Source organism: Aquicoccus sp. (assembly GCF_041686535.1).
Lineage (GTDB): Bacteria > Pseudomonadota > Alphaproteobacteria > Rhodobacterales > Rhodobacteraceae > Aquicoccus.
Genome location: NZ_JAWLDS010000091.1, coordinates 1 through 12,093, shown reverse-complemented (window position 1 = coordinate 12,093; position 12,093 = coordinate 1). Strand labels below are relative to the sequence as shown.

The window sequence follows — 12,093 nt, the reverse complement described above, 5'->3', positions numbered from 1 at the left end:
CGCCAACATGGAAAAGGATTACAACCCCGGGCGTGCGGGCACCGGCGGATCGGACCTGCCCGACCTTCCGGCCGAGTTCAGCCGAATCCCCCATGCCCGTGGCAGCCTTGGCGCGGCGCGGTCGCAGAACCCCAATTCGGCCAATTCGCAATTCTTCATCAGCTTCAAGGACAATGATTTCCTCAACGGGCAATACACCGTCTATGGGCAGGTGATCGAGGGCATGGAGCATGTCGATGCGATTACGCGGGGCGAGCCGCCCGCCAACCCCGACCGGATGATCAGCGTGAAGGTGGCTGCCGATGTTGCATAAGGTTTTGTTGATGGCCGCACTGACGGCCAGCCCCGCCGCCGCCACCGGCCTCAAGATCGAGGTCGAGGGCGAAGCCGATGGCGTGATCGAGATCGACCTGCTGGAAGACGTGGCGCCCGGCCATGTCGAACAGATCACCGCGCTGGCCGAGGATGGCGCCTATGACGGGGTGGTTTTTCATCGCGTGATCGAGGGGTTCATGGCCCAGACCGGTGACGTGCAGTTCGGCAAGATGGGCGGTGACATGCGCCGCGCGGGCACCGGCAAATCCGACCGGCCGAACCTCAGCGCCGAGTTCTCGGACGAGAGTTTCGAGCGTGGTGTGGTCGGCATGGCCCGGAGCAGCGATCCAGACAGCGCCAATTCGCAATTCTTCATCATGTTCGCACCCGCGACGCATCTTGACGGGCAATATACCGTTGTGGGGCGGGTGACCTCCGGCATGGATGTGGTCGATGCGATCAAGCGCGGCGAGGGTCAAAACGGCGCAGTCGTCGGCCAGCCCGACGTGATGAAACGCGTCACCGTCACCGACTGAGTTCAAACCCTCTCACATCCGCGTGTCGGGGGCTGTGCAAACCCGCCTGCGATGGGTCATCCTTGTCTTGAACCAGGGGGGGATGACCCATGATCTTGCGCGCGACACTGTTCTGGCTGACCCTTGCAGGCCCGGCCCTGGCCAACCCGGATGCCTGGCGCTCCGAGTGGCCCGAGACCGACTTTTCCCGCTCGAACGTGTCGGCCTGGTCCGAGATCATGTCGGGCGGGCCGGGCAAGGATGGCATCCCGGCACTGAGCGGGCCGGAGTTCATTCCCGCGTCCCAAGAGAGCCGGATCGAGGGGCGCGAGCCGGTGATCACGGTCGAGATCGGCGATGAGACGCCGCGCGCCTATCCGATCCGCTATCTCACCTGGCATGAAATCGTGAACGACACGGTCGGCGGTGTGCCGGTGGCGGTGACGTTCTGTCCCTTGTGCAACTCGGCGCTGACCTTTGATCGGCGGGTGCAGGGCGAGGTTCTGAGCTTCGGCGTGACCGGCAAGCTGCGCAATTCCGACATGGTGATGTATGACCGCGAAACCCAGAGCTGGTGGCAACAGGCGCTGGGCGAGGGCATCGTGGGCGAGATGACCGGTGTCGAATTGAAACAGGTGGCCAGCTGGATGGAAAGCTGGGACCAGTTCCGCGACCGCAACCCCGAGGGGTTGGTCATGGACGAACCCGGGGTTTCGCGCCCCTACGGAAGCAACCCCTATCGCGGCTATGACAGCGCCTCGCGGCCGTTTCTCTTTGACGGTGAGGACCCGCCCCACGGGATCGACCCGCTGTCGCGCGTGGTGCGGGTGGGCGAGCGCGCCTGGCCGATGGAACGCCTGCGCAAGGCTGGCCGGATTTCCGAGGCAGGCGTGGTGATCACCTGGGAGGAGGGGCAAGCCTCGGCGCTCGATACGAGCGAGATCGGCAAGGGCCGCGACGTGGGCTCGATCCGGGTGCGCGACGATGCAGGACGCGACGTGGCCCATGACCTGATGTTCGCTTTCGCCTATCACGCCTTCTGGCCCGAAGGGCACTGGATGCTGGGCGAGTAGGCGCGCGCCGGTGCGGCTGTGCCGACACCTGGTTCAGAAGAACACATTGTCTCACGAATTGTTCCGCCCGGCGGCAACGGCGGGCAGCGCCTGCCTGCCCGCCGGCAGGCGCTTTGCCGGTTGTGCATGTTGCAGCCCGGGACGTTTCAAGAGCGTCGCACGAGTGGCCTCGTCCGGCATTGGCGCCGGCCCAGGCAGGCGCAGCCCTTATTTCTTTGCTCGATCGGTGTTATCTGGAAGGTCCACAACGGGGATTGAACCCGGGCGCGGGCGTGGCCTATAGAGACGCGGTCAGATGAAACACGTCGGGAGAGCGACATGGCCGGCCACTCCAAATGGGCAAATATCCAGCACCGCAAGGGGCGCCAGGACGCGGCGCGCTCGAAACTGTTTTCGAAACTTTCCAAGGAAATCACCGTCGCCGCCAAGATGGGCGACCCCGACCCCGAAAAGAACCCGCGCCTGCGGCTCGCCGTCAAGGTGGCCAAGTCGCAATCCATGCCCAACGACAATATCGACCGCGCGATCAAGAAGGCCACAGGTGGCGAGGGCGAGGATTACGAGGAAATCCGCTATGAGGGCTATGGCCCGGGTGGCGTCGCGGTGATCGTCGAGGCGATGACCGACAACCGCAACCGCACCGCCTCGAACGTGCGCTCGACCTTTACCAAGCATGGCGGCAACCTCGGCGAGACCGGCAGCGTCGGCTTCATGTTCGAGCGCAAGGGCGCGGTGACCTATCCCGCCAGCGTGGGCGATGCCGATACGGTGATGATGGCCGCGATCGAGGCCGGTGCCGAGGACGTGGAAAGCAGCGAGGACGGCCATGTCATCTGGTGCGCCGATACCGACCTCAACGACGTGGCCAACGCGCTCGAGGCGGAACTCGGCGAAAGCGACGAGACCAAGCTGGTCTGGCGCCCGACCACCACGACCGAGCTTGACCTCGAAGGCATGCAGAAGCTGATGAAGCTGATCGACGCGCTCGAGGACGACGACGACGTGCAGCGCGTGACCACCAATTTCGACGCCCCCGACGAGGTGATGGAACAGCTCAACGGCTGAGCCTGCGCGATCAAGGGTTTCCCGGAAAACGAGTCAGCCAGAGGCACGCATTAATCATTTGAAAGCCTCGATCTGCAAGAATGCTGGCGTGAAAGCAGAGGTGCAGGTGCGGACATGGATCGCGAAACCGACTGGATTCGACCGGTTGTGATCCTGTTCCTTCTTGCCGCTCCGGCCGTCGGGCTTCGCGTCGCCAGTCATTTCGCGGATGATCCTGATCTTCGTCCACTTGCGATCACGTCCGGGCGTCCCGTTGCATACAGCCAGGGACGTGCGGAGGCTGGACCGGCCATGATCGAGGTGTCTGTAAACTGGGGAGAGGACTGGGCCGGGGCCATGAAACGCGCCGCCCTGCGCGACATGATCGCAAGGTCGCTGGCAAGCCGGACCGACCTTTACCTGATCCGGTTTCAGGACGTGCCGGGCGCGCGTGTGAAACTGTATTTCCGGGTCGGACCGAACGTCTTTGGCCCCTATCCTCCGGAGGGAATGCGCGACGGGCTTCACTCGGCACTGGTTGCACTGAGCGCAACGATCGTGCCATTGAGGTGAGCCAGGGGGAGAGTCCTGTGGCAATCGCCCCGGATCGCGGCCCGGTGTGGCGCGTTCGGTCAGCCGCGCCTGATCTCGAACCTGTAGACATCGTCATGCGTTGACTGCGTGAGAAGCGCGTTGCCGGTCTGGCGGCAAAAGGCGGCGAAATCGATGACCGACGCGGGATCGGTGGCCTCGACAAGCAGAACCTGACCCTGGTTCATTTCCTCAAGGGTCTTTCTCGTCTTGAGAATGGGCAGCGGGCAGATGAGCCCTCTTGCGTCCAGGGTTCGGTCGGCCATGTCTTGGTTTCTCCTGCCGGGGATCGCGTGGCATCTGTGCGGTTTGCGAGATTCGTATTCTGTTTCAATGGCTTCCCCGACCGCCCGTGATCCGGGAGCGGCCGAGTCGGTGCCGTGCGGTCGGAAAATCATACCATGATTGCGGCGGGGTTACAGGCCATGCCCCTATGCGCCGGCTTGGAGTGACCGAGTGCCACAGGGGATCTCGCGCGCTGACCCGCGGCTACATGCCGTAGTAGAGGCGCTGCACATGGGCGGCCTCGGCGAAGAAAAGCCAGCGCGCGGCGAGGAGCCCGACGATGTGAAGCGCGATGACCGGCAGCGCGAGCGCGTGGGTGGCGGGGAAGGCGACGATCAGGGCCACGGGCAGGACCACGGCACAGATGAGCGCGATGATGCGCAGCTTGAGCGCGTGCTTGCGCCCGACGGTGAAGGCCATCTCCTTCAGCAGGTAGTTTTCGCCGGTATGGGGTGGTTCGAGCAGGCGGGTCTTGCCGATGCGCCCGAGCCCGGTGGCGGTCTCGATGGTGCTTTGGCCGGTCGCGCCTTTCGCGTCGCCCTGTTTCCAGGCCATGACCTGAACCGCACCGAGGATGGCAAGAAGGACCGCCGCGGCGGTGAATTGCCCGGCCAGCAACCCGCCGCCACCAAGGGACCAGAGCTGGAACAGGATCGGGGTGAGCGGGGTGTTCCAGCGCGGCACGCTCTTGAGCTGGGTATAGATCATCGAGGTGGTGAACACGGTGCCGAGCGCCAGGATCGTGCCCAATGCGCCGATCGCAGGCAGGCGGGTGGAAAAGAAGATCGTGCCGATCGCGTGGATCGCGATCACCAGAAGCGAGATCACCGCCATCACCGCCTCGCGCGACAGCCATGAACTGCGCCACTGGGAAAAGGACTTGATGGCGTTCTTGGGATTGGCGAGGTGAAAGGCCGAGATCATCAGCCCGCCCGCCGCCAGCGCATAACCGATGAAATAGAACACGAAGGCGACCCAGCCGGTGACGGCCGGAAGACCGAGGCCCAGCCATGCCAGAAGCCCGAAACCGAGGCCCGAAAGCGAGGTGAAGAGGATAACGGACGGTGCTGGATGCATCAGATCGCCTCGAGTGCCTTGTCGAGCCAGGCGAGAAACCCCTTGGCGTCCTTGTTCGTTTCCGGGAGCCGGGCCTCGGACGGGGCGTCCTTGAGGCGCGGGGGCAGGTACTTGTTGACCGGTTTGGTGCCCATTTCCGGCATGAGATCGATGCCGCCGCGCTCGGCGACCAGTTTCGAGACGTTCGAGTCGGGATCGGCGAAATCGCCGAAATGACGCGCGCCGGCCGGGCAACTGCGCACGCAGGCAGGCTCGCGATCTTCCTCGGGGATGTTCTCGTTATAGATACGATCCACGCAAAGCGTGCATTTCTTCATCACGCCGGAAAGCTGGTCAAGCTCGCGCGCGCCATAGGGGCAGGCCCAGGCGCAGAGCCCGCAGCCCATGCAATCGTCCTCGTTCACCAGGACGATGCCGTCCTCGCTGCGCTTGTAGCTGGCGCCGGTGGGGCAGACGGTGACGCAGGGCGCATCGTCGCAATGCAGGCAGGATTTGGGGAAATGGATGGTCTGTGAGCATCCCGATTCCGGCTGGGCCTCGAAGCTGTGGACACGGTTGAGAAAGGTGCCATGGGGCTCGGCGCCATAGGCGTCCTCGTCCGAGAGCGGCGTGCCGTAGTTCGAGGTGTTCCATTCCTTGCAACTGACCACGCAGGCATGGCAGCCGACGCAGGTGTCGAGGTCGATGGCAAGGCCGAGTTTCTTTTCGGTGGAGGTGGGCAGGGTGGTCATGCGGCGCCTCTTTCGAGTTGGGTGGTGAGGGCAGCGCCCGACCGCGGGTGGGCGCGAAGCGCCCGCCCATGGGGGCGGTCGGGTGCTGCCCGGCCTGCGGCCGGGCGGAACATGTAATCAGCGCGCATCAAAACTCTTCTCCATAGGCGATGTCCTTGGGTCCGACGCCCACGGGCGAGGCTTGCGCCGGGTGCGCGGGTTCGCTGACGTGATCGCCGGGCGGGGCCTTCTCGATGCGCACGCGCAGATCGAACCATGCGGCCTGGCCGGTCACGGGGTCGGAATTGGCCCAGCGGCGGCCATCGCCCTTTTCAGGCAGCAATTCGTTGATGAGGTGGTTGAGAAGGAAGCTCTGGGTCGCCTCCTGCGCGTCCTCGGCAAGCGCCCATGCACCGCGCTTCTTGCCGATGGCGTTCCAGGTCCAGACGGTGTTTTCATTGAGCGCGTCCATGCGCGCCACGCGGCACTTGATGCGGCCATGGGGCGAGGTGACGAACGCCCAGTCGTCGCCTTCGACGAAATCGTTTTCCTCCCATACCGCGCGCGGGACAAAGAGCCGGTTCACGCCGGTGATCTGGCGCAGCCATGCGTTTTGCCCACCCCAGGAGTGATACATGTGCATCGGGCGCTGGGTCAGGGCGTGCAGGGGATAGGCGTCCTTGTCGGTGACGGCCTCCTCCAAGGGTTCATACCATTCGGGCAAAGGTGTCATCGCGGATTTCACCTGGTCGCGCAAATGGTCGGGGGGCTGGATATCGCCATGCCCTTCGGCGGCGCGTTGCAGTTTGCGCAGGGGTTCGAGGTAGAGGTTGAAGACATAGGGCGCGGCCGCGTCGAAGAGGCCGATCTCGACCGCCCAGTCCTGGTAATGCTGGTTCCACGGCTTGTAGAATTGCGCGTTCTGGGGGATGTGGCTGAGCCAGAAGCCACCGTTTACGATGTATTTCTCGATCTGGTCGGGGTTGGGCTCTCCCCGTCCGCCCTTGTCGCCATCCTTGCCACGCCACCCGGCGAGCGGACCGACGCCGGGGCGGCGTTCGTGGCTGACCATGTAATGGGCGTAATCGCGGTATTTCTGGCTTCCGTCCTCGTTCACGAAACCGGGCAGGCCGAGGCGCGCGCCAAGATCGCAGAGTGCGGACTGGAAGCCCTTGACGTCGCGATCGGGTTCGACCACGGGCCAGCGGATCGAATCCGCCGCCGCCTCGGCCTCGCAGATCGGCCGGTCGAGCAGGCTGATGCAGTCATGCCGTTCGAGATAGGTGGTGTCGGGCAGGACGAGATCGGCATAGGCCACGGTTTCCGACGAATAGGCATCGGAATAGATGAAATGCGGGATCACGTAATCGCCGTTCTCGTCAGTGTCGGTGAGCATGTCGATCACCTGTGACGTGTTCATCGTCGAGTTCCAGGCCATGTTTGCCATGTACATGAAGAGCGTGTCGATCCTGTAGGGATCGCCCGCATGGGCGTTCGAGATGACCATGTGCATGAGGCCGTGGGCCGAGAACGGGTTCTCCCAGGTGAAGGCCTTGTCGATGCGCTTGGGTGTGCCGTCCTCGTTCAGCAGGAGGTGTTCGGGGCCGAGCGGATAGCCCAGGTGCGGGCCGTCGAGCGGCTTGCCGGGCTGGTGCCCGGCATGGGGCTTGGGGTGGGCTTCAGGCGGCTTGGGATAGGGTGGCTTGAAACGGAAACCGCCCGGAACCTCGACCGAACCCAGGAGGATTTGCAGGATATGGAGCGCGCGGCAGGTCTGGAACCCGTTGGAATGGGCCGAAATCCCGCGCATCGCGTGGAACGCGACCGGACGGCCGGTCATGGTCTTGTGTGTCTCGCCCTTCCAGTCGGTCCATTCGACATCGAGGGTGATCTCTTCCTCGAAGGCAACGCGGGCCAGTTCGGCAGCGGTGGCGCGGATCCTCTCGGGGGTGAGGCCGCATTGGGCGGCAACCTTTTCCGCATCGTATTGCGGATCGAGATATTTCTCGGCCAGAAGCTGGAAGGCCGGTTTGTAGGTCACGCCGCCCTTGCGCAGGTGCCCGGCGAGATCGGGTCTCACGCCTTTCGCATCGTATTTGGCGGCTTTGCCGGTGGCGCGGTCGATCACCTGCGCGGTGCCGTCCCCGTCGCGCAGGAAGAGGCCGTAATCGGGGTCATCGGGATCGTCGTTCACCAGGAACCCGGCATTGGTGTAACGGGTGAGGTAATCGAGATCGACCTTGCCGGCCTTGAGAAGTTCGTGGATCATCGAAAGGATGAAAAGCCCGTCGGTGCCCGGCGTGATGCCGATCCAGTCATCGGCGATGGCGTTGTAGCCCGAGCGGATCGGGTTGACGCCAATGACACGCCCGCCGTTCTTCTTGAGCTTGCCGAGGCCGATCTTGATCGGGTTGCTGTCATGATCCTCGGCCACGCCGAAGATCATGAAAAGGCGCGTGCGGTCCCAGTCGGGTTGGCCGAATTCCCAGAATGCGCCGCCCATCGTATATATGCCTGCCGCCGCCATGTTGACCGAACAGAAACCGCCATGGGCGGCATAGTTGGGCGTGCCAAAGGCTTCGGCCCAGAAGGAGGTGAAGCTCTGCGATTGGTCGCGACCGGTGAAGAAGGCGAGTTTCGAGGGGTCGGTGGCGCGGATCGGTTCGAGCCAGGATGCCGCGATCTCATAGGCTTCGTCCCAGGTGATTTCCTCGAACTGGCCCGAGCCGCGCGGCCCGGTCCGCTTGAGCGGCGCGCGCAGGCGCGCGGGGGAGTAGTGCTGCATGATGCCTGCGCTGCCCTTGGCGCAGAGCACCCCCTGATTGACCGGGTGGTCGCGGTTGCCCTCGATATACTTGACGCGCCCGTCCTGAAGATGGACGTCGATGCCGCAGCGGCAGGCGCACATGTAGCATGTCGTCTTGCGCACCTCGTCCGAGACCTTGGGGGAGGGTCGCGCTTCTGGCCGTCTGTTCGTCATGGGAGTGCTCGGTTCCTCCGGTTTGCATCGGATGTCGGGATGCGATCACATGCTAGGCGGTGAATTTCACAATTGCCATCAGGCTATTCGATGACATGGCGTAACGACACATTGAAATGTGATGTATATTGGAACAGTTCATGTGACGACAATGCGTATGTTGACACTCTTTATGTCTTACACTGGCCGTACCCCCATGTCGAGTGACCTGGGACGAGACGATTGCGGCACAACCATGGCGGTGATTCGGCCAAATCTGGCGAAAATGCGAATCAAATCGGGCCGGATTTCGCATTCCCGCCGGCGCGGATGCAGCCAGGCCCGCGCGATCGGACGGCCTGCGACATCGTGGCACTCGCCCTTGGCGTGTCGGTCGGGCGGCGGTTCGGCAGCGCGCGATCTTCGCGGATCATGGACGGTGGCAAGCCGTCAAGCGGGGCTTGGCCGGTCGGGTCGGTCTGGCAATGCAGCCTGATTTAATTCAACAATTGCAGCGGCTTCCGCATATTCCATCGTATCGTTCGTTTCCTTGACCAGTATTGTTGCGGGCTATCAACCGGTTTGTTTCGAAAGCAAGGACAAAGACATTGCGGGAATACCGTGAACCGTTTGCACCCGGACAACAGTTCCGGCCGTTTTCACCATATTCGCGAGACCGAAAGACATGGACGGTATCGAATATCGGCGCATGTCCGTGCGTCGTTTTCGCGCCAGGCGGGCAAGGTGCTGACCGAAGGGTGATCCGCCACGACGGTTGCGATGATCGCGCATAGGTTGAATGACGTCGAGCGCGATTGACTAATGCGGGGGGGATTGGCAGACTTTTACACATCGTTGATGGATCGGGCAGTGACACTTTTCGTGCGCTTGGGGCTGAACGCGCGGAAGGGTCCGGACGGAAACGATACGCATGCGGTGCTGCCGCCGCAGGCGTGAGTACAGACATGTTGCGAGGCCCTGTTATCTCTTGGGTCATTTGAGAAAGATCGCTGCCGGCTGCGGCAGCGAAGGCTGACGGGCGATGTCGTCCGGACAGATCATGCTTTTGTGCGGGTTCTGGCCCGTGCACCACTTGGGGATTGTTGTCGTGAGTCGGAATACGGGTGAAACATTTGATGCCGCGGAACTGAGGCGGCTGATCGAAGGTGAAAGGCCGCTCCGCACAGGGAAAGCCTTCTATCGCAACCGGGTCAAGCGCGCGCTGGACCTTGTGATCGTGCTGATCGCGCTTGTGCCGGCCCTGGCGATCCTCTTGCCGCTGATGGCGATCATCGCGCTGGACGGACATTCGCCCATCTATCTGCAAAAGCGCCTGGGCAAGGGCGGACGGGTGTTCTGCATGTTCAAGCTGCGCTCGATGGTGGCAGGCGCCGACCAGGTGCTTGACGAATATCTCGCGCGCAATCCCGAGGCCCGTGCGGAATGGGATCGCACTCAGAAGCTCAAGCACGACCCGCGGATCACCGGTTTCGGCCAGTTCATGCGCAAGACATCTCTGGACGAGTTGCCGCAACTTTTCAATGTCTTGCTGGGTCACATGTCGATCGTCGGGCCACGCCCGATGATGGTCGAGCAGCGCGACATCTATCCCGGGGCAGCCTATTACGAGATGCGCCCCGGCATCACCGGTTTCTGGCAGGTGAGCGAACGCAACGAGACCTCGTTCCCGGAACGCGCGATCTATGACACCAATTATTTCCGCCAGATGTCGCTGACGACCGATCTGCGGGTGATCGCCGAGACGGCGCGGGTGGTTCTGCGCGGCACAGGATACTGATGGCCACGATCGGGTGGACTGCGCGCCCGGCATGAACAATCAAGCGGGCAGCGCTTCTATTGCGGCGGTTGGCTTAACAATGTCCGGCCAGACCCGGCCAGAAGGCCGCGACAGGCCTTGAATTGACTGCTAGGCTTGACCGACAAGTCAACGCACAGCCCGGATACAGCCCCGAACATGCCCAATACCCTCGCCTATCTGGTGCTGGCCCTGTGGCCGCTGGTGACGATTTTCATCTTTCTTCGCCTCGAGATCGGGCGCGCGGTGATCTGGTCGCTCCTGCTGGCCTATCTGTTCCTGCCGCCGCCGCCCGCGATGTTCGACTTTCCGATGATGCCGCCCCTGTCCAAGGAAACCCTGCCGTCGATCAGTGCCTTTCTGATGGCATGGGCAATGCGCGGTCGCGATCTGAAGCTGTTGCCGAAGTCGGTTGCGGCCAGGGCGTTGATGGTGGTCTTCGTGGTCAGCCCGATGGCCACGGTCCTGACCAATGACGAGCCGGTGGTCTGGGGACCCGTGGTGCTCCCGTCGCTCCGGCTGCTCGAGGGGATCGCGTTAATGGTCAACCAGGCGATGCTGTTGATGCCCTTCGTTCTGGCGCAGAATTTCCTGACCCGCGAGAGCGATCAGCGCGATATCCTGGTCGCGCTGGTGCTGGCGGGGCTGGTCTATTCGGTGCCGATGCTGGTCGAGGTGCGGTTGAGCCCGCAACTCAACACCTGGGTCTACGGGTATTTCCAGCATATCTTCGAGCAGATGATCCGGGATGACGGCTACCGGCCCATCGTGTTCCTCTATCACGGGCTGTGGGTGGCGGTGTTCGCGCTTATGGCGCTGGCAGCGACGGCGGCCCTGTTTCGCGAGTCCGATGGTCGGCACAAGGGGTATCTGATGGTTGCCACCGGGTATCTCTGGGTGGTTCTGGTGCTGTGCAAGTCAATGGCCTCGATCGTCTATTCGCTGGTCCTGGTGCCGCTGATCCTGTTCGGCGGACGTCTCATGCAGTTTCGCGTGGCCGCCCTTCTCGCGCTTCTGGCGGTGGGGTATCCGGTGCTCAAGGGCAATGGCCTGATCCCTTCCGATTTCCTGCTCGAACAGGCGACAGCGGTTGACCCGGAGCGGGCGAGGTCATTGGAATTCCGGTTCGACAACGAGGACGCCCTGATGGAGCGGGCCCTTGAAAAGCCGGCCTTCGGCTGGGGCAGCTGGGGGCGCAACCATGTGCACGATCCGGTTTCGGGGCGGGTCCTGACGGTGGCGGACGGGCGTTGGGTGATCACCATCGGGGTCTTCGGCTGGGTCGGCTACTTTGCCGAGTTTGCGCTTCTGGCCTGGCCGATCTTCATCCTGGCGGGGCGCGGTTTCAAGGGGCTCGACGTTGCGCGGGTCTCGCCATGGCTCGGGCCGCTGGCGCTGATCCTGGGCTTCAATCTCTTCGACCTTTTGCCAAACGCAACGATCACCACGCTGACCTGGCTTTTGTCGGGGGCGATGTTGGGGGCGTTGGACCGGGGGCTCTACAAGCAACCTGACAAGGCGCCGCCGACACGGGAAGCGGGCGAATTGCACAGCATCATGTGAGGCGGCAATGGCGGAACGACGGCGCATATTGGTGATCGCGGAGGCCGCGAACCCGGAATGGGTGAGCGTGCCGCTGGTGGGCTGGTCGCTGGCCACGGCGCTGCGCGATGTGGCGGATGTGCATATCGTCACGCAGCTGCGCAAC

At 63.2% G+C, this 12,093-nt stretch carries 11 protein-coding genes and 1 pseudogene; 8 read left to right on the top strand and 4 right to left on the bottom strand.

Going from position 1 to position 12,093, the window contains the following annotated elements:
• The 5 genes from ACESL9_RS14680 to ACESL9_RS14660 all read left to right on the top strand — a co-directional run.
• The coding region (locus tag ACESL9_RS14680; RefSeq protein WP_372675069.1) for a peptidylprolyl isomerase at positions 1 to 313 on the top strand (313 nt) is incomplete at its 5' end.
• Between the two features lie 10 nt (positions 314 to 323).
• Positions 324 to 851 (top strand): peptidylprolyl isomerase, encoded by a 528-nt coding sequence (locus ACESL9_RS14675; RefSeq protein ID WP_372612060.1) that lies wholly within the window; start codon positions 324 to 326, stop codon positions 849 to 851.
• Between the two features lie 89 nt (positions 852 to 940).
• A complete protein-coding gene (locus ACESL9_RS14670; protein WP_372612062.1) occupies positions 941 to 1,903 on the top strand; it encodes a DUF3179 domain-containing protein in 963 nt (320 codons plus the stop codon).
• A gap of 318 nt (positions 1,904 to 2,221) precedes the next feature.
• The gene (locus tag ACESL9_RS14665; RefSeq protein WP_372675068.1) at positions 2,222 to 2,968 is read left to right on the top strand and encodes a YebC/PmpR family DNA-binding transcriptional regulator; all 747 of its coding nucleotides are present in this window, start codon (positions 2,222 to 2,224) and stop codon (positions 2,966 to 2,968) included.
• Between the two features lie 114 nt (positions 2,969 to 3,082).
• Complete coding sequence (locus ACESL9_RS14660; RefSeq protein ID WP_372612066.1) at positions 3,083 to 3,520, top strand: hypothetical protein; 438 nt, start codon at positions 3,083 to 3,085, stop codon at positions 3,518 to 3,520.
• A gap of 59 nt (positions 3,521 to 3,579) precedes the next feature.
• Here the strand turns inward: ACESL9_RS14660 and ACESL9_RS14655 are convergent, their stop codons facing one another.
• The 4 genes from ACESL9_RS14655 to ACESL9_RS14640 form a co-directional block, all read right to left on the bottom strand.
• Entirely contained in the window at positions 3,580 to 3,804 is a 225-nt protein-coding gene (locus ACESL9_RS14655) for a sulfurtransferase TusA family protein (RefSeq protein WP_372612068.1), read from the bottom strand.
• A 223-nt stretch (positions 3,805 to 4,027) separates the two neighbouring features.
• Entirely contained in the window at positions 4,028 to 4,900 is an 873-nt protein-coding gene (locus tag ACESL9_RS14650) for a dimethyl sulfoxide reductase anchor subunit family protein (protein ID WP_372675067.1), read from the bottom strand.
• On the bottom strand, positions 4,900 to 5,631 hold the full coding sequence (locus tag ACESL9_RS14645; protein ID WP_372612072.1) for a 4Fe-4S dicluster domain-containing protein: 732 nt from the start codon (positions 5,629 to 5,631) through the stop codon (positions 4,900 to 4,902). Before ACESL9_RS14645 ends, ACESL9_RS14650 begins: the two co-directional genes overlap by 1 nt.
• 127 nt (positions 5,632 to 5,758) lie before the next feature.
• A complete protein-coding gene (locus tag ACESL9_RS14640; protein WP_372675066.1) occupies positions 5,759 to 8,590 on the bottom strand; it encodes a molybdopterin oxidoreductase family protein in 2,832 nt (943 codons plus the stop codon).
• Between the two features lie 1,087 nt (positions 8,591 to 9,677).
• Here ACESL9_RS14640 and ACESL9_RS14635 point away from each other — a divergent pair.
• From ACESL9_RS14635 to ACESL9_RS14625, 3 genes and pseudogenes are all read left to right on the top strand, one after another.
• Positions 9,678 to 10,367, top strand: coding sequence for a sugar transferase (locus tag ACESL9_RS14635; protein ID WP_372612076.1), 690 nt, complete (start codon positions 9,678 to 9,680; stop codon positions 10,365 to 10,367).
• A 177-nt stretch (positions 10,368 to 10,544) separates the two neighbouring features.
• Positions 10,545 to 11,948 carry a hypothetical protein gene (locus ACESL9_RS14630; RefSeq protein ID WP_372675065.1) on the top strand — a complete coding sequence of 468 codons (1,404 nt, stop codon included), beginning with the start codon at positions 10,545 to 10,547 and terminating at the stop codon, positions 11,946 to 11,948.
• Positions 11,949 to 11,955: 7 nt separating this feature from the next.
• Positions 11,956 to 12,093 (top strand): annotated as a pseudogene (locus tag ACESL9_RS14625) (glycosyltransferase family 1 protein); the annotation flags it as partial.

Bases quoted from the DNA above. Each gene is read 5' to 3' on its own strand.
- ACESL9_RS14640 (WP_372675066.1), bottom strand. From the start codon at position 8,590: ATGACGAACAGACGGCCAGAAGCGCGACCCTCCCCCAAGGTCTCGGAC.
- ACESL9_RS14655 (WP_372612068.1), bottom strand. From the start codon at position 3,804: ATGGCCGACCGAACCCTGGACGCAAGAGGGCTCATCTGCCCGCTGCCC.
- ACESL9_RS14660 (WP_372612066.1), top strand. From the start codon at position 3,083: ATGGATCGCGAAACCGACTGGATTCGACCGGTTGTGATCCTGTTCCTT.
- ACESL9_RS14645 (WP_372612072.1), bottom strand. From the start codon at position 5,631: ATGACCACCCTGCCCACCTCCACCGAAAAGAAACTCGGCCTTGCCATC.
- ACESL9_RS14665 (WP_372675068.1), top strand. From the start codon at position 2,222: ATGGCCGGCCACTCCAAATGGGCAAATATCCAGCACCGCAAGGGGCGC.
- ACESL9_RS14670 (WP_372612062.1), top strand. From the start codon at position 941: ATGATCTTGCGCGCGACACTGTTCTGGCTGACCCTTGCAGGCCCGGCC.
- ACESL9_RS14650 (WP_372675067.1), bottom strand. From the start codon at position 4,900: ATGCATCCAGCACCGTCCGTTATCCTCTTCACCTCGCTTTCGGGCCTC.
- ACESL9_RS14630 (WP_372675065.1), top strand. From the start codon at position 10,545: ATGCCCAATACCCTCGCCTATCTGGTGCTGGCCCTGTGGCCGCTGGTG.
- ACESL9_RS14675 (WP_372612060.1), top strand. From the start codon at position 324: ATGGCCGCACTGACGGCCAGCCCCGCCGCCGCCACCGGCCTCAAGATC.